General features: G+C 42.2%; 22 protein-coding genes and 1 pseudogene. 7 read left to right on the forward strand and 16 right to left on the reverse strand.

Annotated elements, in window-relative coordinates:
• Positions 1–274: 274 nt before the first annotated feature.
• The 4 genes from DMO16_RS03975 to DMO16_RS03985 all read right to left on the reverse strand — a co-directional run bounded on the left by DMO16_RS03975 (position 275) and on the right by DMO16_RS03985 (position 3767).
• Complete coding sequence (locus tag DMO16_RS03975) at positions 275–1483, reverse strand: MFS transporter (RefSeq protein WP_129475509.1); 1209 nt, start codon at positions 1481–1483, stop codon at positions 275–277.
• Positions 1484–2203: 720 nt separating this feature from the next.
• The gene (locus DMO16_RS03980) at positions 2204–3019 is read right to left on the reverse strand and encodes an alpha/beta fold hydrolase (protein WP_129475511.1); all 816 of its coding nucleotides are present in this window, start codon (positions 3017–3019) and stop codon (positions 2204–2206) included.
• Between the two features lie 345 nt (positions 3020–3364).
• Positions 3365–3493, reverse strand: a complete 129-nt coding sequence (locus tag DMO16_RS25120) for a hypothetical protein (RefSeq protein ID WP_277873753.1) — start codon at positions 3491–3493, stop codon at positions 3365–3367.
• An 82-nt stretch (positions 3494–3575) separates the two neighbouring features.
• Entirely contained in the window at positions 3576–3767 is a 192-nt protein-coding gene (locus DMO16_RS03985; RefSeq protein ID WP_129475513.1) for a hypothetical protein, read from the reverse strand.
• 236 nt (positions 3768–4003) lie between these two features.
• Between DMO16_RS03985 and DMO16_RS03990 the strand changes: the two genes are divergently transcribed.
• Complete coding sequence (locus DMO16_RS03990; protein ID WP_129475515.1) at positions 4004–4393, forward strand: hypothetical protein; 390 nt, start codon at positions 4004–4006, stop codon at positions 4391–4393.
• A 19-nt stretch (positions 4394–4412) separates the two neighbouring features.
• Positions 4413–4652, forward strand: a pseudogene (locus DMO16_RS03995) (arsenic resistance protein); the annotation flags it as partial.
• A gap of 307 nt (positions 4653–4959) precedes the next feature.
• Here the strand turns inward: DMO16_RS03995 and DMO16_RS04000 are convergent.
• From DMO16_RS04000 to DMO16_RS04010, 3 genes are read right to left on the reverse strand one after another with little or no spacing between them, the layout of a single operon-like run.
• Positions 4960–6147, reverse strand: a complete 1188-nt coding sequence (locus DMO16_RS04000) for an iron-containing alcohol dehydrogenase (protein ID WP_129475518.1) — start codon at positions 6145–6147, stop codon at positions 4960–4962.
• Between the two features lie 13 nt (positions 6148–6160).
• Entirely contained in the window at positions 6161–7009 is an 849-nt protein-coding gene (gene ahlS, locus DMO16_RS04005) for an AhlS family quorum-quenching N-acyl homoserine lactonase (RefSeq protein WP_061970257.1), read from the reverse strand.
• 13 nt (positions 7010–7022) lie between these two features.
• Positions 7023–8450, reverse strand: coding sequence for an aldehyde dehydrogenase family protein (locus DMO16_RS04010; protein WP_129475520.1), 1428 nt, complete (start codon positions 8448–8450; stop codon positions 7023–7025).
• A gap of 226 nt (positions 8451–8676) precedes the next feature.
• Between DMO16_RS04010 and DMO16_RS04015 the strand changes: the two genes are divergently transcribed.
• Positions 8677–10023 carry a sigma-54 interaction domain-containing protein gene (locus DMO16_RS04015; RefSeq protein ID WP_129475523.1) on the forward strand — a complete coding sequence of 449 codons (1347 nt, stop codon included), beginning with the start codon at positions 8677–8679 and terminating at the stop codon, positions 10021–10023.
• Positions 10024–10275: 252 nt separating this feature from the next.
• On the opposite strand, the gene arsC is transcribed toward DMO16_RS04015, so the two are convergent.
• From arsC to DMO16_RS04030, 3 genes are read right to left on the reverse strand one after another with little or no spacing between them, the layout of a single operon-like run.
• Positions 10276–10695 carry an arsenate reductase (thioredoxin) gene (gene arsC, locus DMO16_RS04020; RefSeq protein WP_129475525.1) on the reverse strand — a complete coding sequence of 140 codons (420 nt, stop codon included), beginning with the start codon at positions 10693–10695 and terminating at the stop codon, positions 10276–10278.
• A gap of 21 nt (positions 10696–10716) precedes the next feature.
• Entirely contained in the window at positions 10717–12015 is a 1299-nt protein-coding gene (locus DMO16_RS04025; protein ID WP_129475527.1) for an arsenic transporter, read from the reverse strand.
• Positions 12016–12029: 14 nt separating this feature from the next.
• Entirely contained in the window at positions 12030–12383 is a 354-nt protein-coding gene (locus DMO16_RS04030) for an ArsR/SmtB family transcription factor (RefSeq protein ID WP_206738051.1), read from the reverse strand.
• A gap of 236 nt (positions 12384–12619) precedes the next feature.
• On the opposite strand from DMO16_RS04030, the gene DMO16_RS04035 reads away from it, so the two are divergent.
• Complete coding sequence (locus DMO16_RS04035; protein WP_425590061.1) at positions 12620–12916, forward strand: ArsR/SmtB family transcription factor; 297 nt, start codon at positions 12620–12622, stop codon at positions 12914–12916.
• Positions 12917–12942: 26 nt separating this feature from the next.
• Entirely contained in the window at positions 12943–13989 is a 1047-nt protein-coding gene (gene arsB / locus DMO16_RS04040) for an ACR3 family arsenite efflux transporter (RefSeq protein ID WP_129475529.1), read from the forward strand.
• A 132-nt stretch (positions 13990–14121) separates the two neighbouring features.
• Here arsB and DMO16_RS04045 read toward each other — a convergent pair whose 3' ends face one another.
• The gene (locus tag DMO16_RS04045) at positions 14122–14571 is read right to left on the reverse strand and encodes an ArsI/CadI family heavy metal resistance metalloenzyme (protein ID WP_129475532.1); all 450 of its coding nucleotides are present in this window, start codon (positions 14569–14571) and stop codon (positions 14122–14124) included.
• 161 nt (positions 14572–14732) lie between these two features.
• On the opposite strand from DMO16_RS04045, the gene DMO16_RS04050 reads away from it, so the two are divergent.
• Together DMO16_RS04050 and DMO16_RS04055 are read left to right on the forward strand one after the other, a co-directional pair.
• The gene (locus tag DMO16_RS04050) at positions 14733–15056 is read left to right on the forward strand and encodes an ArsR/SmtB family transcription factor (RefSeq protein ID WP_061970243.1); all 324 of its coding nucleotides are present in this window, start codon (positions 14733–14735) and stop codon (positions 15054–15056) included.
• 266 nt (positions 15057–15322) lie between these two features.
• Positions 15323–15520 carry a hypothetical protein gene (locus DMO16_RS04055; RefSeq protein WP_129475534.1) on the forward strand — a complete coding sequence of 66 codons (198 nt, stop codon included), beginning with the start codon at positions 15323–15325 and terminating at the stop codon, positions 15518–15520.
• Positions 15521–16292: 772 nt separating this feature from the next.
• Here the strand turns inward: DMO16_RS04055 and DMO16_RS04060 are convergent.
• The 5 genes from DMO16_RS04060 to DMO16_RS04080 form a co-directional block, all read right to left on the reverse strand.
• Positions 16293–17273: an SDR family oxidoreductase gene (locus tag DMO16_RS04060; protein WP_061970235.1), complete on the reverse strand. Its 981-nt coding sequence runs from the start codon at positions 17271–17273 to the stop codon at positions 16293–16295.
• Positions 17274–17915: 642 nt separating this feature from the next.
• On the reverse strand, positions 17916–18377 hold the full coding sequence (locus DMO16_RS04065) for a RidA family protein (RefSeq protein WP_129475536.1): 462 nt from the start codon (positions 18375–18377) through the stop codon (positions 17916–17918).
• Positions 18370–20004, reverse strand: coding sequence for an N-acyl-D-amino-acid deacylase family protein (locus DMO16_RS04070; RefSeq protein WP_129475538.1), 1635 nt, complete (start codon positions 20002–20004; stop codon positions 18370–18372). Before DMO16_RS04070 ends, DMO16_RS04065 begins: the two co-directional genes overlap by 8 nt.
• Positions 20005–20018: 14 nt before the next feature.
• Positions 20019–21107 carry an alanine racemase gene (locus DMO16_RS04075; RefSeq protein ID WP_129475540.1) on the reverse strand — a complete coding sequence of 363 codons (1089 nt, stop codon included), beginning with the start codon at positions 21105–21107 and terminating at the stop codon, positions 20019–20021.
• A 215-nt stretch (positions 21108–21322) separates the two neighbouring features.
• Complete coding sequence (locus DMO16_RS04080; protein ID WP_129475542.1) at positions 21323–23032, reverse strand: L-lactate permease; 1710 nt, start codon at positions 23030–23032, stop codon at positions 21323–21325.
• Positions 23033–23170 lie beyond the last annotated feature (138 nt).

Below are 23170 nucleotides of genomic sequence, written 5' to 3' on the forward strand. Positions count from 1 at the left end.
CTTGTCTATCAAGGATAAACAACAGAAAAAAATAACTGCGGTTAACGACTTGGCAGGCAGATATTGCATGATGATTGTATAAGTCTAAGCCCATCTTAGTGGAAAAATAAGGCAATATTTCTACAATAAATACTTCTAAGGAAGGCTGCTTTAGCAGCCTCTATTAGTTTCAACTAACGCACCCGTTAGTTTAAGTGAATTTATTCACAATTTCTTAAATGAAAGTAATTTTATTTATCAGATGGCAGTATTTTTAGTAACCTAATTCTTTACCTCATTTCCTTTTTTCCATAGTGATGCTACCAATCGTAAGAAGAACTCCCCCGAACACCATGATAGAGGCTACCCATGGCGTGTGGTTTATTCCCATGGTATTCGTAACAATCCCTCCCACATATGCACCTAACGCAATCCCACCATTGAATGAAGCAATATTAAGTGATGAAGCAACATCGACTGCACTCGGAACATAACGCTCCGCAAGCGTTAAAACGTATGCCTGCAAAACTGGAACACTCATAAAAGCGAATAACCCCATACCTATAACAGTAATAAGACCAACCACTTTAAACGGAGCGGTTAATGTGAAGAGTAACAAGATAATTGCTTGAAGGATAAAAATATAAAATAAGGCGTTAAGCGGTTTTCGGTTTCCGAAACGCCCTCCAATTGCATTTCCAATAGCAATGGCTATCCCATACAAAAATAGAATGATACTTATAGTTGCAGCACTAAAGCCAGTAATTTTTTGAAGGATTGGGGAAAGATACGTAAAAGTAACAAACGTTCCACCATACCCCAGTACCGTAATTGCCAAGACCAGTAAAATCCTCCCATTTGTCACTAATTTTAGTTGAGCTTTATATGATGGCGACGTTTCCGCTTTAGGCAGTTGATCTGGAACGGCGATTGCATTTAAGATTAACGCCATTATACCTATAAACGCAATTCCATAAATCGGGTATCTCCATCCGAACAGGTCACCGATATAGGTCCCTAATGGAGCACCTATTGCTGTAGCAACTGTAAACCCGCCAAATACGAATGCAATTGCCATTGCTCTGCGGTCCGCAGGGACAAGACTTGCAGCCACTGTTGAACCTATTGCAAAAAATACGCCATGGGCGAATGCAGAAATTACTCGTCCAACCAGCACAATACTGAATGTAGGAGCTGCCGCTGTTATGATATGCCCGATAATAAATAGGATAATGACAGACAATAGAATCTTTTTCCTCGAAAATGGTGCCGTCATGGATGTCAAAATAGGACCTCCAACCGCAACTCCCAAAGCATACATGGAAACAATCAATCCAGCAGTAGATACCGATATACCAAATTCCGATGCAACCCCTGGTAGGATTCCAATGCTGATAAATTCTGTTATCCCAACGCCGAAAAATGTTACAGCCAAAGCTATTAACGCAAACAGGTTTCCATGTCGTTCTTTAGGTGTCGTGGGTGCAAGTTGTTTTACGTTCATTTGAAATTCTCCTCACAAGTAATGTAATTTATAATTTTTGCACCAATCCAATTGTTTAAATAGATTATTTGTTACAAACGTTATTCTAATACTCGAACATATATAAAACAAATTATGTTCACAAAAAAAAATCACCCAAGTTATATGGATGATAGACTAAAACGAGTACGTTAGTCTCCATCATTTTAAGTGGACCAGGTATATTTTCTCTGAGTTAAGAAGTTCATCCAAAAGTATCGACAGTAACAGCGTAGTACAACAAAAAGTTGTATAACTTTAATTTTGGATTACTGATTAGACTCTTATTTATTTGGCTAATCTGTATATTGGATTATAACTAAAATTTTTAGGAGGCATTTTTGTGACAAAGACCAAATGGAACGTAGACCCAGCACATAGCAGTATCGACTTTGCTATTAGAAAAATCGCCCCTAAAAATGGCGAGTTTTCTTTGTTATAAAATATCCGACCTTCTTGAACCAACGCACCCGTTAGCGTAAGTACATTCCTTCACTATCTTAAAAGAAGTTGCCAACATGACAGTTCCGTTCCGTTCTTTAATTCTTCCATAACTAAGAAAGTATAAAGAACAATAAAGAAAAAAGCCGCCAAACATGGCCGCAGTATCTTAAAAAATCTTTTGTGTGTATCAAGAAAGAGATTTCTAGTTTTAAAGGTATATTTTAATTCAGGCACAAAACAACCCTTTTTTTGAAATGCTTATTCTGAATAATACTTACCGGAATTACAGATATGTTCAGCAAGAAACGAATTAACTTCTTCCGGAGTTTCAAGTGCCAGAGAATGGCCCGCGTTGGCAATGACTTTACACACACCATTTCTTACTGTGACTGCAATTTTATTCGACTGTTCAACCGTATAGGCATGATCTTCAGCTCCTGCAATCGCCAACATCGGAACATCCACTTCATTTAGTTCACTCAGGATTCGTTTGCGATGAACCACCTGATACGCAGCATCGCCAATCGTACGATCCAAACCCTCTATGTGATCCTTCCAGAAATTGAGTTCATTCGCAAAAGACGGATCTTCAAGTGACGTGTTTCCAAACATAATGTATATCAAAGTTTGGGACATAGGCTTGCCTCCATAAATCTGTAGATGCTCAACAATTGGCTGAAATTCATCTATTTTATATTCTTCTTCAGCGGATGTCCCCAGCACTGTACATGAAATAAGGAGTTTTGGATGCCTTGCAGCCAGACGCAAAGCAATGAAGCCCCCCATAGAGTTACCTACAAAATGACAGGGGCCTAAAACAAGCTCTTTAATAAGTGCTGCCGCATCCTCTGTCAATGTATCCAAATCAAGCATGTCCAACGTATCTTTAGCACTTTTTCCTTGCCCCCGATGATCATAACAAATGACTCTGTATTCACCAGCAAACCGTTCCACTTGTTTATGAAACATTCGACTATTAAAGAATAATGAGTGACTGAAAACCAAGGCTGGTGCATCTTTTGGACCGGTATCCTGGTAGTAAAGCGTAGTTCCGTTTACATCAATGAACGGCATAAATGAACCTCCTTTAATAATATTAGTATTCACACTTTCCAGGTCACTTCTTCATGGGATTTTTATATTAAGATAGTGGAATAGCCAAAATCTTTGTTCAACAATTCGCGTTGATCGATAGTTTTTCGTTATAAAATTGTTGTAAATAAGGCAAGCGTGAACTCTATCGTGTACTTATGGATGGTTAACTAAATCAATGCCTTGATGTAAGGCTTATGACCGGAAACCGGAAATCACAATCTCCCAAAGGTCTTTCGGGTCTTCGCCGTCCCATTTGATCTTTCCGCTTTTTAAGGCCATTATTTTGATGAACAGGATGATCTTATCCATAAGCCCGCTGTCAGCCTATTCCCCGTCCACGTTTAGCGATGTCTCATCCACCACGATTTCTTCCTTCTCCAGTAAAACCCGCGGGATGGTTTCCTGTAAAGCGGCGTGAAGATTTAAGTCTAAATTCTTTATTTTAAAGATCACTAACCTGCTCCTTTAGTGGAACAAGAAAAAACCTTATTCCATATTTAAGTAAAGCATTCGTCATTTTAATAAATTGCTTTTCTCAGCTGTTGCTTGTCGGGGTGTACAACTCTTCTTTTACATTAGAAGATAAAGCTACTTCCTCAAATGAAATGGTTCCTACATCTTTTCCTTTCTCATCAGTAAGAAAAGTATCGTAAAGTCTAACCACAACTTGAATTGGCTCACCATTGCGTACGAGTTTCACAATATATCTCTTTCTTTGGTATTTCATTTTCAATTGCTCCCCTACATCTAGATCTATCTTTATTTACCCTTGTGGTCTTTAAGCCAAACTAGCTGGCTAGAGCACTAACCTGCCCGTTAGCTGAAGAATAAAAAAAGCTGATCTAGCTGCCAGCTCTCCTTATTTAAATAACGCTCTCTTTAGGCCAATTCCGACTAAACAGTACTAAGTGGTATTTTAACTGGAGATAATCCCTTTTAGATAGATATTCAGGAGGAGATTATATGTTATTAACCAAAGCGTGGGAATTACGAAGTCGATATTCATATGTAGATGTATTAGGTGAAAAAGAAGAAGCAGAACAAATGCTACGGGATTATTTTGATAATCTTAATAAAAGAGATTTTATGTTGGCATATGAGAAATGGGATAATAACTGGAAACATCGGCATTCATACGACAATTTTGAAGCTGGCTATGCCGATGTACAGAATTATTTAGACTACTATGTAACATCTACTCTTTCATCTGATAATGGAGTCACTTTGGAGGGTAGCATCACGGCAGAAGAAGGCTATCCAGAACAAATTTATTTTTATCAATTTACCTACGAAACTAAAGAGATAGATGGAACGTGGAAAATAGTCAGTGGTAAATTGAAAAAGTTATATTGATAACTGAATAAACCAATATCTGGGAAAGAAGATTGGGGCGAACTACCCTGTAACCTCAACCCTAGCGTTTACCGCAGGGCGCAACAACTTTGAACTGGCATTTGCGGTTGCAGTTGGGGTTTTTGGCATCCATTCTGGTGCAGCATTTGCTGCCGTTATTGGACCGCTTGTCGAGGTACCTGTCATGATCGCTCTCGTAAATGTGGCCCTATGGTTCCAACGAAAGTATTTCAACAACCAACCAAAAGGGATGATGTAACAATGAAAAAAAGAGTATGGATTGGTCTGGTGGTATTGATAGCTCTTCTTACTTTTTTTGTAATCATGGGCTATGTATCTTTTTACAACTAAAAGAGGCCTCTCCTATTTAGAAGGGCCTCTCTTTATGCGTCTTAGCAACAAGATGATGATGATCACTTTTGTTATCTCAATCTTTTGAGTTTGGGAGTGGATCTCCTCCGCTTTCGGAAGAGACCACTGGTGGTTGATACGATTGCGGCCATCATTGGTATCCCGCTGTACATTCGGTTATCGAGCAGTGGCTTTTGATATGGAATAGAATTCATTTACCGCTTCGTTGGCTCAGTGACAACACCTTTAAAAGCAGATTGATAAATGTTCCTAATGTCCTCCTCCAATAATGGGTAAGGGCTTCTCGCTAGTATCCGTTTTTGCTGGACCCCGTCTTGAGTGAGGCGTTCCAAAGCGGATTCAGGTATATCAAACTCTGCTAATGTTGATGGAATTCCAACCTCTTTTACAAGCCTCTCCAGTTCCTCAACGCACTTGTAAGAGGCGTCTTCCTCAGATAAATAGCTAGAGTTGCCCCCGAGCGCGTTTAAGATATCCGCCATTTTTGTCGTGCAGCTTTTTCGGATATAACCCATGACATAGGGCAGTAATACCGCGTTTGATTCACCATGGGAAATATGGAATTGACCGCCTAATGGATAGGCTAACGCATGAACACCCGCTACCCCGGCATTAAAGAATGCTAGTCCTGCGATATAGCTCCCATTACTCATATCGATCCGGGCCTGTTTATCATTGCCATTATGAACGGCCTTTCGTAATGAACGGCCAATGAGACGAATGGCTTGAAGGGCTAAACCATCGGTCACTGGGCTTGCATTAACCGAAATATAGGCTTCCACCGCATGGGTCAATGCATCAATTCCGGTGGCTGCTGTGACTTTCGCTGGAACAGAAACCGTTAATTCAGGATCCACAATGGCAGCATCTGCTAAAAGATAATCGTGGGTAACGACGTCTTTTGTTGTTTCTAAGGACAAGACGGATATATTTGTCACTTCCGAACCCGTACCAGAAGTTGTCGGGATGAGGATTTTGGGCAATCCTTTCTTTTCTACTTTCTTTGTTCCGGTGAGGTTTAAATAGTCGGCTACTGATCCTTCATGCTCCGCCAGAACGGCTGCTAATTTGGCTAAATCCAATGCACTACCTCCACCGAAGCCAACCACCATTTCAAATTGGCCTGCTCGGGCAAAGGAAACTAGCTTCTCACCTGTTTCTAAAGGTGGTTCAGGTACCACATCCGTATATACCGTAACTTGATACCCGCTCTCTTTTAGGGGAGTAGTCACCCACTCGACTAACCCTATTTTTTCAAGCATGGGATCTGTGACCACCAGTATTTTCTTAGGCGCGTATTTTTCGACTTCGGGTAATAGTTGTTCTAAAGCACCCCATCCGGTATAACTTAATGGGGCAAAAACTAGCTTAGCAAAACTCATTTAAGATTCCCCCTTACTCATAATAGCCTTCAGTAGATTTACGAAACCCTTTAAATTGATTAGGATCATGTCCAAACCAGACCTGAGAATTTGTTTCTTGAGCAATTCTGCGTATTTTTTCAACCGCATTTGCATAGCCCAGAGAATCGTAGATGATGCCAGGCGGTTTAATCGGTGGACCAAAGCTTTCCGACGTATAGACCGCATCTGAAGCAAGGATAATTCCGCCCGATTCCGGCATATCGATGTGAAGTCCAATCATGCCCCAGGCATGGCCACTCCCAAAATTTAAAATCTTGATGCCTTCTGCTAATTGGAGATTGTCATCACTCCGTTTTACTGTTCGCCACTGAAGGTTATTTTTGATCCACGCATCAATATCTGCCCAAATATAGGCCCCTTCCTTTTGATTGCGTGCATAAGATTGGAGTGTACCGTTCAACTCGTCTTCATGTACGATGATCGTTGCATTTGTAAATAGTTCCAAACAACCTGCATGGTCTAAATGAAGGTGGGAAGCGACTACGTACTTTATATCTTCAGGCCGTACATTCAGCTGTTCCAAACGGTTATGAAGGTAACATTCTTCTCCCATGGAAATCGGAAACATGGCTTGAGTTGCTTGTCCCCACCGTCCATCAGGACCCATTGAATTCGGGTTGCAGGCGGTATCAAAAAGGATTTTACCTTCAGGATGATCAATGAGAACGGTGTAAACCGGGAACTCAACAAATTCGGTTTGTGCATTTGGGTTGTCAATGGTTGCCGGGTTATGCATGGCGATCATCCAATTTTTATCCATCTTCATCCGACCGTTATCCAGGACATAAAGTTTAGGATTAGGCTTTATAATATTAGTCATGTAGTACTCCCCCTTAAAAAGTGGTTTTCATTGTAACGAATTTTAATTCGGTCATTTCTTCAACCGCGTATTTAATTCCTTCACGACCGTAACCGCTTTCTTTCACACCGCCATAAGGCATATGATCGAGCCTAAAGGTTGGGATATCATTGATTATCACGCCGCCCGACTCCAACTTACGTGCCGCATGCAAGGCATTCATAATGTTTTGGGTATAAATCCCCACATTGAGTCCATACACTGAATCGTTCACCATGTTAATCGCTTGATCTAGTTTCTTATAGGGCACGATTGAAACCACGGGAGCAAACGTTTCCTGACATGAAACTGCCATATCTCGTTTGACGTTCAGCAAAACGGTTGGTGGAAAAATAGTTCCATTCCTTGCACCCCCGATGCCAATTTTGGCACCCTGCTTTACGGCACCAGTTACCCACGATTCGATCCGCTCCAACTCCTGGGAACTGATCATGGCACTTATATCAGTAGTTTCTTCCGACGGGTCACCTACTTTTAATTGTTTAGTGTGTTCTATAAAACGCTTACTAAAATCCTCATAAATCGATTCATGGACATAAATGCGTTGCAGTGAAATACAAACTTGGCCAGCAAAGGAAAATGCCCCTTCCACACATCTCTGAATCACTTTTTCCAAAGGGACATCCGGTTCGACAATTAACCCGGAATTTGAACCAAGTTCCAATGTTACTTTTCTTAATCCCGCTTTTGCCTTAATTGCTTTACCTACTTGAGAACTGCCTGTGAAAGTAATTTTCTTGACTCTTGGATCCATGATTAAAGCATCACTGAGTTCTCTGCCACTACCTGCCACTACCTGAACAGCTCCATTCGGAAGTCCAGCCTGCTGAAAAATTTCAGCGGTAAGATATGCACTTAATGGCGTTTGTTCAGCAGGTTTTAAAACAACCGTGTTTCCTGCAGCGATGGCTGGACCCAATTTGTGGGCGACCAAATTAAACGGAAAGTTAAAAGGGCTAATTGCAACCACTACGCCTAATGGTTCTCTCCATGTAAACCCGATTCGATTTTCACCGCCTGGGGCTGCATCCATCGGAATCGTCTCCCCATAAATCCTTTTTGCCTCCTCTGCAGCAAGCTGGTAGGTAGCAATGGTCCGATCGATTTCTCCACGTGCGGTGCGAATCGGTTTGCCGGCTTCCTGCACCAATACACGAGCTAACTCCTCCTTCCTTTCTTCAAAGATTTGCACAACCCTTAACAAGATCTCAGAGCGTTGATAGGCATGCATTTCTTTCATTACTTCAAAAGCTGCCTGAGCCCCATCAATTGCCCGATTTACATCTTCTTGATCTGCCATACTAATCGTGGCGATAGATTCTCCGTTATATGGAGACCGGAGATCGTAGGTTCTTTGCTTGATTACTGACTCACCATTGATAAATAAACCTTTTATATTCATAATGAACTTCCCTCCTTTCACTTCTTCACATACTTGCAAGATCCATGCCAAAACTAAAAAAGCCGGTGTTGAGTAGGATTGCATGGCTGTGTTGAATCTAATGTGGTGATAAAATTCACCACAGAAAACCCTAATTATGAACGAATGGTTGTATAATAAAGCTGGTGATGTTTTTCACCACCGGTGATGTTTTTCACCATATTTTAAACAAGGAAGGTTTTTTTACATGGATAAATTAGAAAAGGTTCTTGAATTTTCAACCGACGGTATTTATGTGGTAAATAAAGAAGGCAAGACCTTACTTGTTAATTCGGCTTATGAGGAAATGACTGGGTTCCGAAGAGAGGAGCTAGTCGGCAAGCACATGAGTGAGTTAATGTCGAAAGGATATTTTGATCAGTCTGTCTCTCTACTCGTATTGGATGCCAAAAAGAGGATATCAATTTTGCAGAAAATCGGGAAACAACAAAAAGATGTGATCGTCACCGGAAATCCCGTATTCAACGAATCTGGTGAGATTCAGATGGTCGTGACAAGTGTCCGCGATATTACTCAGTTAAATAGGATGACTAAAGCGTTAACAAAGGCGAAAAGTTTTTCAGAAATGAGCCAAAACCGTTATACGTTTATGACAGATGGCTCGGATGAACAAGTGATCTTGGAAAGTGTCCGAATGAAGGAAGTTATTCAAAAAGTAGAGCAGGTGGCATCCTTCCCTACAAGTATATTATTGTTAGGCCCTTCCGGATCAGGAAAAGAAGTCATCGCCGACTTACTTCATCAATTAAGTGACCGGAAAGATAAGCCTTTTATTAAAGTGAACTGCGGGGCCATTCCTGAGCCGTTATTAGAGTCAGAGTTGTTTGGCCATGTAAAGGGCGCGTTCACTGGAGCGCGCCAGGAAGGAAAAATCGGGTTGTTGGAACTGGCGGATAAAGGGACCGTTCTTCTTGATGAAATAGGTGACCTGCCGCTAGCGCTGCAGGTCAAATTGCTCCGTGTACTCCAAGAGAAGCAAATCCAGCGAGTTGGAGGCACCAAAACAAAGCAATTGGACATTCGAATTATCTCGGCTACCAATCAAAATCTAAAGGAATTGGTCAGAGCAGGTAAATTCCGGGAAGACCTATTTTATCGTTTGCAGGTTGTAGAATTGAACGTTCCGTCTTTGCGTGAACGTACTGAAGATATCCATGCCCTGCTGCAGCACTTTTTTGCTCATTTCTGTAAATTGTATAATGTCGAGAAGCATATCTCACAAGATACGCTGCACATATTGGAAAATTATCATTGGCCAGGGAACGTTAGAGAATTAAGAAATTTAGTGGAAAGCATGATTGTTTCGGTTCCTTCCCTTACGATCGAACCAGTTGACCTCCCGCCTCACTTCAGGATTCAAAATCATCCTGAATCCATTCTTCCTTTAAAACAGCGGGTCAAACTCTTTGAAAAAAGATTAATTGAAGATGCACTACAGAGGAAGCCCTCTATTAGGAAAGCTGCGGCCTATTTAGGAGTAGACCATTCAACCCTTGTGAAGAAAATTAAAACATTCAATATGCACACCTATTGATGTATGGCCCAGTTTAATCACGTTAAAGATCTTTATATTCTTTAAAAATCCTATGAGCGTAAATGGTGAAGATGCTTTAAGCAAGTAATGAATGGATTATTGAAAGTAGCTTTAAAAGATTAAACCCATCATTACGATGGGTTTTTTATACTTTATTGATATCAATATTAATTGTTGCTTACTCCAGTATAAGTTTTTACTTATATATCGTTTAGAGAAAAGGCCAAGAGTTGCCCCTTGGCACATTGGTTCTTATTTTCCAGTTTTCGCAAAGGTGGAGATGCGATCTCCGATTTCATCGCGAACACGCTGGAAGAACTTCCACTTTTCTTCTTCTGTTCCTTGAGCTTTCGCAGGATCATCAAATCCCCAGTGATCACGTTTTACGTGAGGTGGTGTGATCGGGCATTTATCCGCGGCATCTCCACAAAGGGTCACCACGAAGTCTGCGTTGTTCAAGATTTCAGGATCGATGATATCAGAGGTTTGGTTGGAGATGTCGATATCCACTTCCTTCATCGCTTTTACGGCGTTCGGATTCAAGCCGTGAGCTTCGATGCCCGCACTTTTCACTTCCCACTCGTCCCCAAGAAGTTTTTTACCCCAGCCCTCAGCCATTTGGCTTCTGCACGAGTTTCCTGTACATAAGAAGTAAATTGTTTTTTTTGCCATTTGAAACACTCCTTCAGAGAATTAATGAATGATGGATAACCAGATATAAAGTCCCGTCAAGGTAATGAATAACGTTGGAACCGTTAAGACGATACCTACTTTGAAATAGTATCCCCACGAGATTTTTACCCCTTTAGTGTTTAACACATGAAGCCAAAGCAGCGTGGCCAACGAACCGATCGGTGTGAGCTTAGGTCCAAGGTCAGAACCAATGACGTTCGCATAGATCAAGGCTTCTCTCATCGCCCCTGTGGTATGGGTGTCTGAAATCGCCAAGGCGTCAATCATAACGGTTGGCATGTTGTTCATGATAGATGAGATAATGGCGGAAATAAAGCCCATTCCAACCGTGCCGACAAACAACCCATGGTGGGTGACATTTTGAATCAAGTCAGCCAAAAGACTCGTTAGCCCCACGTTTTTAAGTCCATAAACGACCACATACATCCCAATGGAGAAAAAGACAACCGCCCATGGTGCCCCTTTGAGGACTGTTTTCGTTTGTACGGCATTGCTTTTTCTCGCCGTTTGCAAGAAAACAATTGCGATGATCCCCGCGATAAACGATACGGGCACGGAAAAGAACTCTCCGACAAAATAGCCTACCAGCAAGGCGGCGAGTACAAACCAAGAAGATTTGAACATCTCCAGGTCTTTTATCGCATCGGCTGGCTTCTTCAGTTGGTTGATGTCATATGATTTTGGAATGCTTTTTCTGAAGTAGAGATACAGCACCAAAATACTGGACAGCAAGCTGAAAATGTTGGGCACGATCATTCGGCTTGCATACGTGGAAAAACTGATGCCAAAAAAGTCTGCAGAAACGATGTTCACCAAGTTACTGACCACAAGAGGAAGTGACGTCGTATCGGCGATAAATCCACTGGCCATGATAAACGGCAGGATCATCTTATCCTCAAATTTCAGGTTACGCACCATGGCGAGTACAATCGGTGTTAAAATCAATGCTGCTCCGTCATTGGCAAAAAAGGCTGCAACAACCGCCCCGAGTACCGTAACGAGCAAGAACATTTTGATTCCATTCCCGTTAGCAAAGCGAGCCATATGAAGGGCCGCCCACTCGAAGAACCCGATTTCATCTAAAATAAGGGAAATAATAATAACAGCCACAAAGGTTAGCGTGGCGTTCCAAACAATGCCTGTTACATCAATTACATCCTGGAAGGAGACCACTTGGAAAAGGAGGGCTAAAACGGCTCCCCCACAAGCACTCCAACCAATATTAAGGCCTCTCGGCTGCCAGATGACAAGTGTTAGTGTGACTAAGAAAATGACACTGGCACTAAGTACTGAGCCCACAGAATTAAAACCTCCTATTCATCGCAACAAGTTACTCGTTTTCCTTGTGCTTCTAATTCTTCAATTCGATAATGTTGGCTGGGAAGATCTTTAATAATTTGCAGCACAAAGGAATGATACGGATAGGAAGGGTTCAATGAATAATAGATCCACTGGCCTTTTCTCCGTTCCTTCACAATCCCGCTGTCCCGTAACTTTCGCAAATGCTGGCTGACTGCAGGCTGGCTCATGTCGAACAAATCCACAAATTCGCATACGCAGCATTCATTCTCTGAAACAATTTTGACCATCGCTAGTCTGGTTTTATCCCCAAGAACCTTTAGAATATTTGCAGCAACGTCTAATTCAACAGTTTCATTGGTAATCATGTAAGCACCTCCTCACATCAACATTATTTTCATTCATCATTGTATAAGTATATTATTATATATTCAACCATAAATTTATCCTCACGCTTAACCTTTACAAACCGTTAACAATTTATTAGTTCATCACTCCAGTAATCTACATATAGTTATATGACTATGAATGAATGGGAGGTGTACGTCAATTCCTTCGAGGACTGTTCCCTTAGATAAGATGGCTCAGGCTTTAAAATTGCTGGCTGGGTGACAAAACACGCTTAACGATCGTCGTCATTCTGAAGCACCGTGACTGTTGTGTATGTGAATTGAATGAGGTCTTTGATATGAGCCAGCCGTCCATCAGCCAACATCTAAGAAAACTGAAAGACAGCGGTTTGATTCAAGAAGAACGCCGAGGACGCTGGGTGTATTATTCTTTAATCCTTCAAAGTGAAATATACCCTTTGATTGACGACCTATTAGCTCATGTTCCAGACCAAACCGAAAACATGCGAAAGATCGAAAAGTCCCAGATAACTCTCGACTGCAATTGTTAATACCAACAAGAACGGGAGTTGTTCAAATGAAACGTTTGTCTTTTCTGGATCGGTATTTAACGGTTTGGATTTTTACGGCGATGGCGATAGGAATAGGCTTAGGGTCTTTATTTCCTAAGTTTGTCGATGGGCTAAATGAATGGCAGGTCCGTACAACCTCCATTCCACTTGCCGTCGGTCTGATCCTCATGATGTATCCTCCCCTTGCAAAAGTACGTTATGAAGAGATGGGGCGTGTCTTTCGAGATGTGAAAGTATTGGGGCTCTCCCTTGTGCAAAACTGGATCATCGGCCCCATTCTTATGTTTGTGCTGGCTATTCTTCTCTTGCCTGATAAACCAGAATACATGGTGGGATTGATTCTCATCGGATTGGCTCGTTGCATTGCGATGGTGATTGTTTGGAATGATCTCGCAAACGGAGACCGAGAATATGCCGCTGGACTGGTGGCGTTTAATTCTTTGTTTCAGATGGTATTCTTCTCGGTTTACGCGTATGTCTTTGTTACCGTTATTCCCAAATGGCTGGGTTTAGAAGGAGCGGTTGTGGATATAACCTTGGGCGAGGTAGCAAAGTCGGTATTTATTTATCTTGGCATTCCATTCATCGCAGGTATGCTCACTCGCTTAATCCTCATAAAAACGAAAGATAGAACCTGGTATGAAACAAAGTTCATCCCTAAAATCAGTCCCATTACGCTTATTGCCTTGCTTTTTACGATCCTCGTTATGTTTTCCCTCAAAGGAGACGCCATCTTAACCTTGCCACTCGACGTCGTTCGTATTGCGATACCGCTTCTGATTTACTTTGTCGTGATGTTTTTTGTTTCTTTCTATCTCGGAAAGAAGATCGGGGCGAACTACCCTGTTACAACAACCCTAGCGTTTACAGCAGGGAGCAACAACTTTGAACTGGCCATCGCCGTTGCTGTTGGAGTCTTTGGCATTCATTCTGGTGCAGCATTTGCTGCTGTTATTAGACCGCTTGTCGAGGTACCTGTCATGATCGCTCTCGTTAATGTGGCCGTATGGTTCCAACGAAAGTATTTCAACCAACCAAAAGGGATGATGTAATAATGAAAAAAAGAGTATGGATTGGTCTGGTGGTATTGATTGCTCTTCTTACTTTTTTGTAATCATGGGCTATGTATCTTTTTACAACTAAAAGTGGCCTCTCCTATTTAGGAGGGGCCTCTTTTTATGCTCTTAGCAACAAGATGATGATGACTTTGTTATCTCAATCTTTTGAGTTTGCGGTGCACAACAAGCTGAATCCCTTGGTTCCATGCTCTCTACGTCACTCTTCGTATAAAAGAACTCCCATTCGTTGCCGTCAGGATCAGTGACCCAGAATTTATCCTGATTCGAATAGCAGCATGTCACGTCCATTTCCTCGCGGGCGAAAAAACCAAGTTTCTCTAAACGACTTTTGTGTTTTAGGACCTCTTTTGCATCTTCTACCTGAAACCCAAAATGGCCGACCTGGTTTCCTGACACTTCATCTTTCAGGTTTAACGTAAAGTTAAGACTTGGATCTTGTTGTAAAAACTTGGCATAATCCGATTTTACTTTAACAGGTGATGCGTCAAATACCTGTGAATAAAACTCAATGGATTTCTCTAAATTAGTGACATTTAAACCAACGTGTACGTTCATGTCTAATCCCTCCATGTTAATCAATTTTTTTTGATTAATTTTAGTTTAGTAGCAACCATTTCCAATTGCAACTCCTTTTTATCAAATTTTTTTGATTAAAAGAATTGACAACTCCCTGTCCTACGATATACGATAAATTTATCAAAACGAGGTGATGTACCATGCAAAAAGAAATTCCGCTTCAAGACATGCAACAAGACAATGAATTTGAGAGGTATGAAAGCCAGTTTAAAGCGTTGGCCGATAAAAAGCGGCTTCATATTATGAATATCCTTACTCAACGAGGAAAGACTTGTGTTTGTGATCTGGCACCATTAATGGGAATGACGCAATCCAAACTGTCTTACCATTTAAAGATTCTGTGGGACGCTGGCATCATCCATAAAGAGACCAAGGGAACCAACAGCTATTACAGCATCAATACGAAAGAAATTAATCATTTGCTTTCCCATGAGCTGTGCTGTATTTTTAAGCCCAGCTGCTAGTTTCATCTCTTTTTTTACGGTTTTAATCAATTTTTTTTGATCAATATATCAACTTTATTTGATGAAGGAGGAATTTATAATGTTTAATGAATATGCGGTTTACCTTTGGGCAAAGTCTCGTCAGGAAAAAGTGGAAAGGCAAGCTCGGGTGGCGTGGATGTATCAGAATCGAAAAGAAAGTAACAAAGCGAGGAAACGAGCCGTCTCTAAACCTTCCTTAACACTGGAACCTTGCTGCTCATGTGCTTGCTAAAGGAGGAAATGAAATGATCGTTAATCGTGGAGGGGCTCTCGCAAAGTCGTATTTTATATCGTATTTACGGTTAATCATGAATGCTAGAGACTGCTCAGTGGCGGATGCTCAGGAAGTAGCAATGGACATTTTCTTTCATGGAGATAAAACACGTTTTGGGACAGCAACTTTTGAACAGTTCACAGCCGCTTTCCATGAGCTGTCTCATTAATCAAATATATAAAACTCTAAAACCGTCTACCATTACAATCCTTAGAAATGCCATTTGTCCTCCCTTTTTTACTTTTCAAAACACTTGATAGGGTCCTAGAGTATTGGTTTCAGCAACAAATTCCAGCTCGTAACCAGGTAATAATAACTCTTTTCGTACTAGGATGTTTTTTAGTCGACCAATCCTGCGTTCTTTGTGCCTGACGATAGCATCCAAAGAATGCTCATATTGTTCATTAGAAATCCCAAAGAACTGTTCGGTGTTTTCCTCGGTATCTCTGTACACCTCGCTATCTTGGATGGCAGCGTATTCGTTTCATTGTGACATAAGTCATATATAAAAATTTATAAAAACACACCTATAAAGGTGTGTTTTTATATTGAGGTATGCTTTAGCAATAATTTCTTCCCTGGGTCTAGACGATAAACTTTCTATATCTACTAATGCTATCCCTCCGGCCTTTAACACGACTGTGATAACTCTTTTCTTATTAGTTTAAATGGATGAATTGAAAGTAAGCATAATTGTGAAACCTAAGCGAAGAATGGACTTCCACCCTGTGTATAGAAGTCTTTTTGTCTGTTATTATTTAGATGATCGGATAATTCAGCTCGTAACTTGGGTGGTAATAGTATGGTGGTCTAAGTGCTATTTTAGACATTGGCCAGGAATCCTCGATATAGTCCATCTTTACTTTTTCATTTGAATGGTTTACTAGCAATAGCTTTACTTCTGGATTAAATTCATATCTCAAAATGGTAACCCCCTTCCATTAGGAATGTGTGGATTCTCCCCCATCAACATGAAGAACTTGACCAGTAACAAAACGAGAATCATCAGAAGCAAGATAGACAAAGGTTGGTGCGAGTTCAAATGGATGGGCAACTCGTTCCATTGGATTAAATGCTCCATATACAGCGACTTGGTCTGACGAGAAACTTGCTGAAATAAGTGGGGTCCAAATTCGGCCGGGCGCGACGGCATTGACTCGGATCCCTTGTTTCACGACATTTTTAGCCAAGGCACGTGTCCAACCCACTATTGCGCCTTTTGTTGCCGTATAATCAATCATTTGCTGCTCACCTACATACGTTACCACTGAAGAAGTGCCAATGATTGAGCTGCCTGGTTTTAAATGAGGAAGCGCTGCTCTTGTTGTGTAAAAATGAGAGTATATATTAACTTTGAAGGTGTCATCGAATTGCTCATCTGTAATGTCAAGCAGACTTAGCTGTTGGAATTGGATACCAACGTGGTTACAAAGAATATCGAGACGTCCAAACGTATTTACTGTTTGTTCTACAATGGAGATACACTGTTGTTTGTCCCGCAAGTCACCAGGCATTAGAAAACAACGTTGTCCGAGTTGCTCAATCCTTGTTTTTGTTCTATTTGCATCCTCATGTTCATCTAAGTATGAAATAGCAACATCTGCGCCTTCTTTAGCAAACGCAATTGCTACTGCTGCACCAATACCACTGTCACCCCCTGTAATAAGTGCTACTTTTCCTGTTAACTTTCCACTCCCTTTATAGTTCGGGTTTTCGATAATTGGAAGGGGTACCATAAATTTTTCCACTCCGGGATGGCGCAGCTGTCGCTGTTCAGGTAAACTTATCGGAATTTCTTCGTAGCGTGTGATTTTCCCATAGTTAGGGTACATGGGATAAGGATGAGTTTTCATGTTCGCTTTAAACATTTGTTGCATTTGCTTTATTTGGTCTAATTGACGACTTTGATCCTTGTGATCCATTGAAACCTCCTATAGAAATAATTTTCTTCTATAGAATGATATGTTGTTCACTACAAATAAAGTAAAAAGTGCGAAAAATATTGTTTACTTTCAACACCGAAGCGTATTCTTCCTCAAAAGAGACACCGTTTTTATTTATTGAACTGACCTTTAGGACAAGGAGCTTTACTCAACATTCTACCCCCTTTAACAGATCAACTTATTGTTACTTAACTGTTCTTTAATCCCGGCTACCTCAAATAGTACCTAAAAAATAGGTCAACCAGAAAAAACAAGCTAACCACATAACCGTTTCGCTGTTCTCGATTCACTATATTGTTGCCAATCCTTTTTCGTGAGCACTGGAAGAAGAACTTTATTTGCAATATGCCGTACAATCACCACTGGAATCTCATTAACTCTTTTAAAAATCCCCCTATTCTTGTGCCGTTTAATTATATTAGGGATTGCTAAAAAATGTATGAATAATAAAAAGCAGTGATTCCAAGTACAGCGGGTTCACTGCTTTTTATTTCCTATGGCGTGACCTGCTTATTACTGAGCACCTCTTCTGCCGATGAAGTATAGATCATCCCGCTGGTTATTTTCCATCGTACTACTCCCCTTTGATTGAATGATGCCTTTCTTAAACCTGTTCCGGTTCTACTCAATTTCAACGATCATCTCTATTTCTACTGGGGTATTAAATGGCAGTTCATTGGAGGAAATAGCCGATCTGGCATGTTTTCCTTTTTCTCCAAAGACTTCTTCAAGCAGTTCTGACGCCCCATTGATGACATAGGGCTGCTCCACGAACCCGTCGGCAGAATTTACAAAGGCGAGCAATTTAACGACTTGTTTGATCCTGTCAAGGTCTCCGACATGCTCCTTTAAAACAGCCAGAAGGTTAATCATGGTCTGCCTTGCTGCCTTATATCCTTGCTCCACGGTCAGATCGCTTCCCAATTTGCCTTTGTACATCAGATCTCCATTGATCCTGCAATCGGCACCGGATGTGTAGACCAGGTTTCCTACGGTTTTTGCAGGGACATACACCGCTCCTGGTGGCGGTGCTTTTTGTAATTCAATTCCCAGTTCCTTCAGTCTAAGTTCAATGTTAGCCATGAGCTGCCTCCTGTTTTGTGTGGTGTTGGCACAGACACTTAGCCGCTGCGGCTTTAATTGCCTTTCCGCCGCTCTGTCTGAGGTTTTCTTTTTCTCTAATGGTCAGTATCCCATTGACAATCACGTGGGATATTCCTTCAGGTTGCTGGATCGGATCATGATAGGTCGCTGTGTCAGTAATCTTTTTCTCATCAAATATGGTTAAATCCGCATGGTAGCCGGGAACAATCAATCCCCGTTTACCCAGGGAAAACCGCTGTGCCGGAAAAGAGGTCACTTTGCGGATCGCCTGTTCCAGTGAAAGCGACTTGTCTTCGCGTACATTTTTGGAAAAAAGGCGGGGAAAGGTTCCGAATGACCGAGGGTGCGGTTTACCCGTTTCACAACCTAGGCTGTCAGAAATGACGAGCGAACGGTCCCATTTCACCACCTGCTCGACATCCTCATTGGACATGTGATAGTAAATAATAGAAACCATTCCGCCCTCTTCTAGCAGCAAATCCAATGCCGCTTCAGCAGGACTTTTTCCGATTTCAGTGCTGATGGCTTCAAGGCTTTTTCCTTCCCATTCCTTGTGGCAGGAAAGAGAAGAAACGACGACATTATCCCAACCGGTTGAAACAACCAGGTTATCCCACTCCTCCTGTTCTTCTCCAAGTTCCTCTATCATTCTTCGGCGTGTAGCTGGTTCTCTGATTCGATCCAGACAAGCGGGAATTCCGCCTTCAGGGCTCCATGGAGGTAGTAACGTGGTAAGTGATGTAGATCCTGCATCATACGGATAAACATCACAGGTCACATCCAGTCCTCGTGCACTTGCTTCCTCAAGCAGCTCCATGGCTTCCAGCACCTTGCCCCAGTTCAGCCTGCCGGCTGCTTTCAAGTGGCTTACGTGGAGAGGGATACCTGCTTTTTCCGCAATCCAGATGACTTCTTTTATGGAAGGAATAAGATTGTTTCCTTCTCCGCGAATATGGGTCGATAAAATCCCGTTGTATTTGGGCAGAACCTGACATAGTACCGCCAGTTCTTCCTTGGAGGCATACCTTCCTGGAGAATATAAAAGGCCGATCGACAAACCAATCGCCCCTGCTTTCATCCCTTCGTTAAGCATTTCCTTCATCATGTTCAACTCTTGCTTATCAGCGGGGCGGCCTGCAAACCCCATGACAGCAATCCGGAGGGCGCCATGTGCCACATAGGTTGATACATTTTCAGAGATTCCTGTTCTGTCCAATTCTCTGATATAGTCGGATACCGAATGCCATGGCCATTCCCACTGCGTCTCACCGACGACAGGCTGTATGTATTCTTTCAGCAGTGCCCCGTATTTGGGAACAAAAGGAGCAGGAGCAAGCCCACAGTTTCCGACTACTTCTGTAGTCACCCCTTGCTGCAGCTTTATATCCATCATCGGGCGGTTAAGAACAAGCAGATCCGAATGAGAGTGGCCGTCAATAAATCCCGGCGATATGATGTTCCGTTTTGCATCGATTGTTTCCCTGCTCTCACTATTCACCGTACCGACCTCAACAATGATCCCATCCTTGATTCCAACACTTCCAAAAAACCAGGGATTACCCGATCCATCTGCAATCCGGCCGTTTTGGATGACTAAATCCAGCATAGCCTGCATCTCCTTTACTGAAGTTTTCCTCTGCCAAGGACTGCTTGCTTCTCCAAAGTCCCATCTTCGTTTTTCAAAAAGACGTCATTATGGAGATTCACTGTGCTGCATATGTGATTGGGTATAACCTGAAGTACATCTCCGATTTGTACATTCGTTTCTCCATGAACCGCAACCATTCCGTGTTCTTCTGTCAGCCGTTCAAGCAGCATTTCCGGATGTCCATTGATTTCCCCGAATCCCTCCAGAAATATAGGCGGCTGACCTGGCTGCACATCGGTAGCGAACGTTTTGCTTCCACCATCTACGATCAGAAGAGAATCGGATGGTTTGCTGACAACGCTGACATGAATGGCAGCCGCACATTCCTCGTGTGAACAGCAATGATACTTTTCCTGCATCCTGTCATAAAAGACATAGGTGCCGGGGCGGATTTCCGTTATCCCTTCAATTTCTGCAGCGGAAGCAGAGGTGGAAGTGGATCCTACGCTGACATCGGTGATTGGCACGCCTTCTGCCCTAAGCTTTTCTGCCAAATCCGCCATCAGCTGTCCTTCCTGTCTTCCTGCTTCCTCAATATCCAAAGTTGGCTTTCCATCCAAAATGGGTCCGCGGAAAGTGTAAATCCCGGTTATCTTTATTCCTGGCAGCTCCTTTGCCTTCTTGGCGAGTTCAACTGCCTCATCATAAAGGACTCCTGTTCTGCGAAGACCGGAATCAATCTCCATCCGCACTTCGAGAACAACGCCGGCTGTCTCTGCTGACTGAGACAGTTTTTGTATCCCTTCGAGACTGTCAAACGCAGTAATCAATCTTATTTTTCTGCTCAAATCGATGGCTTTTTGAATTTTTATTTCTGAGACAAGGGGATAAGCGATGAAAATATCATCAATACCATGCTCGGCCATTACCTCAGCTTCTGCCACTTTTGCCACTGTAATGCCAGCGGCGCCAGCTTCCAACTGAAGCTTCGCAATCTTTGGGTTCTTATGGGTTTTTGTATGGGGTCTTAAATAAACCTTTTGTGTTCGGGCAATGTCTGCCATCTTTTGAATATTTGCATCCAGTTTTCTTTTTTCAATGACGAGTGCAGGTGTATCCATAATTACCTCCTATATTAGTAGTAGTTGAATAGACCCAAACGGTTATCTATCATTTTCGACAAAGCTTATCCTACCTCTAAGTGCTTGTCAATAAATTTACAGTCAATTCAGACAATAGTCATAGTTATTCTGCAATTTAATTAATGAAATGGTAAAAAGCAAAAGCAGTGATTCCCAATTTGGATCACTGCTTTATATGATCTTTTAGTAACAATCTACGGCAACATCCATGATAATACCGTGGATTGCAAATACGTGATGCAGCAAATGATGAGAAGCAGGATGATGCTATGCTTTATAGTGAAGCGGAGCAAATCGGATTCTTTTCCTCCCAGACCCACGGCCGCACAAGCAACCGCTATGGATTGAGGTGAAATCATTTTCCCTGTTACACCACCGCTGCTGTTTGCCGCAATAGCCAAGATGGGGTCCATCCCTACCTGGTTTGCCGTAATTTTTTGTAGGCTTGAAAATAATAAGTTGGCAGATGTATCGGAACCGGTCAGAAATACTCCTAACCATCCAAGAATCGGAGAAACAAACGGGAACAGAGAACCTGTAGCAGCGAGTGTCATCCCGAGTGTAATACTCATACCTGAAGCATTGGCCACATAAGCAAACCCCACAACTGATGCAATGGTTACCAAGGCGAACTTCAGTTCATTCAGCGTTTCAATAAAAGTTGAAAACCAGCTTTTCCAGCCGATTTTTAGAATGAACTTCGAAATAATGGCCGAGATTAAAATGGCCGTGCCTGCTGCCGCTAATAGTTCCAACTTAAACAGCGCCGCAATGGGCTGGCCGTTTCCGTCGATTATTAAATTGTTCAACCCGGGGACGGCCGGATGAAAACTGAGATAGCTTCCAAGAGAATTCAACCCCTGAAGCAGAGTATTTGTTCCTTCATACTGTCCAATTAGTGCCTTTTTTATGGTCGGTATGCCCCAAACAGAAATGATGAATGTTAATACAATGAACGGTGACCAGGCTTTTAAAATTTGCGGCAAGGTGTAGGTTTTTTTACCATCCGATTTAATCACATGAATGGATTCCGCGTTACCTGCCGCCATTTCCGCCTGCCCCATTTCAGACTTAAAACGAAATGCCGTTTTGGGCTGCCAAACTTTTAGGAACAAGGTTAAGGCGATGATGGATACCAATGCTGAGATGATATCCGGAAGCTCCGGTCCAAGATAATTGGAAACAAGGAACTGTGTGACCGCAAACGAGACCCCCGATACGAGAATAGCAGGAATCACTTCAAATGCCTTTTTGAAGCCTGCCATCAAAACGACGAGGTAAAACGGCACGAAAACCGATAAAAAGGGCAGCTGACGGCCGACCACCTTGGAAACCTCAATCGCCGACATTCCCGTTGGTCCTTCGATCGCAATAACAGGCGATCCAATGGCTCCAAAGGCTACAGGAGCGGTGTTGGCAAGCAAACAAAGACCCGCGGCATAGAGAGGGTTAAAACCCAATCCTACAAGCAAAGCGGCAGAGATGGCAACCGGGGCGCCAAACCCGGCAGCCCCTTCCAGGAAGGCACCGAATGAAAAGGCGATTAATAATGCCTGCAAACGCCTGTCCTCTGTTATAGAAACAATGGAATCTCGAATAATATCAAACTGCCCCGTTTTTACCGACAGCTTATACAAAAAGACCGATGCAACGATGATCCAGCCAATGGGCAGCAGTCCATAGACAGCACCCTGCAAAATGGACATGGCCGCCATTCCTGCTGGCATGCCGTAGACCAGCACAGCCACAAAGAGAGCCACAACCAATGTAGTTAACCCCGCTATGTAACCTTTCATGCGTTTTATAGCCAACGCCCATAATAAATACAAAATAGGGATAAGAGCAACGAGTGCAGAGAGGCCAATACTATCGCCAATTGGATCATAGATTTGCTTCCATGACATCAAATAAAACCTCCTGTTTTTTGTTTGTTATTACCAAACCACGTTTCCCGAAATTCTTAAATAAAAAAACACTAAGGAATTAATTCGTTGAATCATGAATGGAAGGATGTCTAAGGGTGGGATCTTTGATGAGAGAGA

Origin of the sequence: Fictibacillus sp. S7 (genome assembly GCF_004127935.1) — a bacterium.
In the GTDB taxonomy this organism is placed as follows: domain Bacteria; phylum Bacillota; class Bacilli; order Bacillales; family Fictibacillaceae; genus Fictibacillus_C; species Fictibacillus_C enclensis.

Bases quoted from the DNA above. Each gene is read 5' to 3' on its own strand.
- DMO16_RS03975 (WP_129475509.1), bottom strand. From the start codon at position 1,483: ATGAACGTAAAACAACTTGCACCCACGACACCTAAAGAACGACATGGA.
- DMO16_RS03980 (WP_129475511.1), bottom strand. From the start codon at position 3,019: ATGCCGTTCATTGATGTAAACGGAACTACGCTTTACTACCAGGATACC.
- DMO16_RS03985 (WP_129475513.1), bottom strand. From the start codon at position 3,767: ATGAAATACCAAAGAAAGAGATATATTGTGAAACTCGTACGCAATGGT.
- DMO16_RS03990 (WP_129475515.1), top strand. From the start codon at position 4,004: ATGTTATTAACCAAAGCGTGGGAATTACGAAGTCGATATTCATATGTA.
- DMO16_RS04000 (WP_129475518.1), bottom strand. From the start codon at position 6,147: ATGAGTTTTGCTAAGCTAGTTTTTGCCCCATTAAGTTATACCGGATGG.
- ahlS (WP_061970257.1), bottom strand. From the start codon at position 7,009: ATGACTAATATTATAAAGCCTAATCCTAAACTTTATGTCCTGGATAAC.
- DMO16_RS04010 (WP_129475520.1), bottom strand. From the start codon at position 8,450: ATGAATATAAAAGGTTTATTTATCAATGGTGAGTCAGTAATCAAGCAA.
- DMO16_RS04015 (WP_129475523.1), top strand. From the start codon at position 8,677: ATGGATAAATTAGAAAAGGTTCTTGAATTTTCAACCGACGGTATTTAT.
- arsC (WP_129475525.1), bottom strand. From the start codon at position 10,695: ATGGCAAAAAAAACAATTTACTTCTTATGTACAGGAAACTCGTGCAGA.
- DMO16_RS04030 (WP_206738051.1), bottom strand. From the start codon at position 12,383: ATGATTACCAATGAAACTGTTGAATTAGACGTTGCTGCAAATATTCTA.
- arsB (WP_129475529.1), top strand. From the start codon at position 12,943: ATGAAACGTTTGTCTTTTCTGGATCGGTATTTAACGGTTTGGATTTTT.
- DMO16_RS04045 (WP_129475532.1), bottom strand. From the start codon at position 14,571: ATGAACGTACACGTTGGTTTAAATGTCACTAATTTAGAGAAATCCATT.
- DMO16_RS04050 (WP_061970243.1), top strand. From the start codon at position 14,733: ATGCAAAAAGAAATTCCGCTTCAAGACATGCAACAAGACAATGAATTT.
- DMO16_RS04055 (WP_129475534.1), top strand. From the start codon at position 15,323: ATGATCGTTAATCGTGGAGGGGCTCTCGCAAAGTCGTATTTTATATCG.
- DMO16_RS04060 (WP_061970235.1), bottom strand. From the start codon at position 17,273: ATGGATCACAAGGATCAAAGTCGTCAATTAGACCAAATAAAGCAAATG.
- DMO16_RS04065 (WP_129475536.1), bottom strand. From the start codon at position 18,377: ATGGCTAACATTGAACTTAGACTGAAGGAACTGGGAATTGAATTACAA.
- DMO16_RS04070 (WP_129475538.1), bottom strand. From the start codon at position 20,004: ATGCTGGATTTAGTCATCCAAAACGGCCGGATTGCAGATGGATCGGGT.
- DMO16_RS04075 (WP_129475540.1), bottom strand. From the start codon at position 21,107: ATGGATACACCTGCACTCGTCATTGAAAAAAGAAAACTGGATGCAAAT.
- DMO16_RS04080 (WP_129475542.1), bottom strand. From the start codon at position 23,032: ATGTCATGGAAGCAAATCTATGATCCAATTGGCGATAGTATTGGCCTC.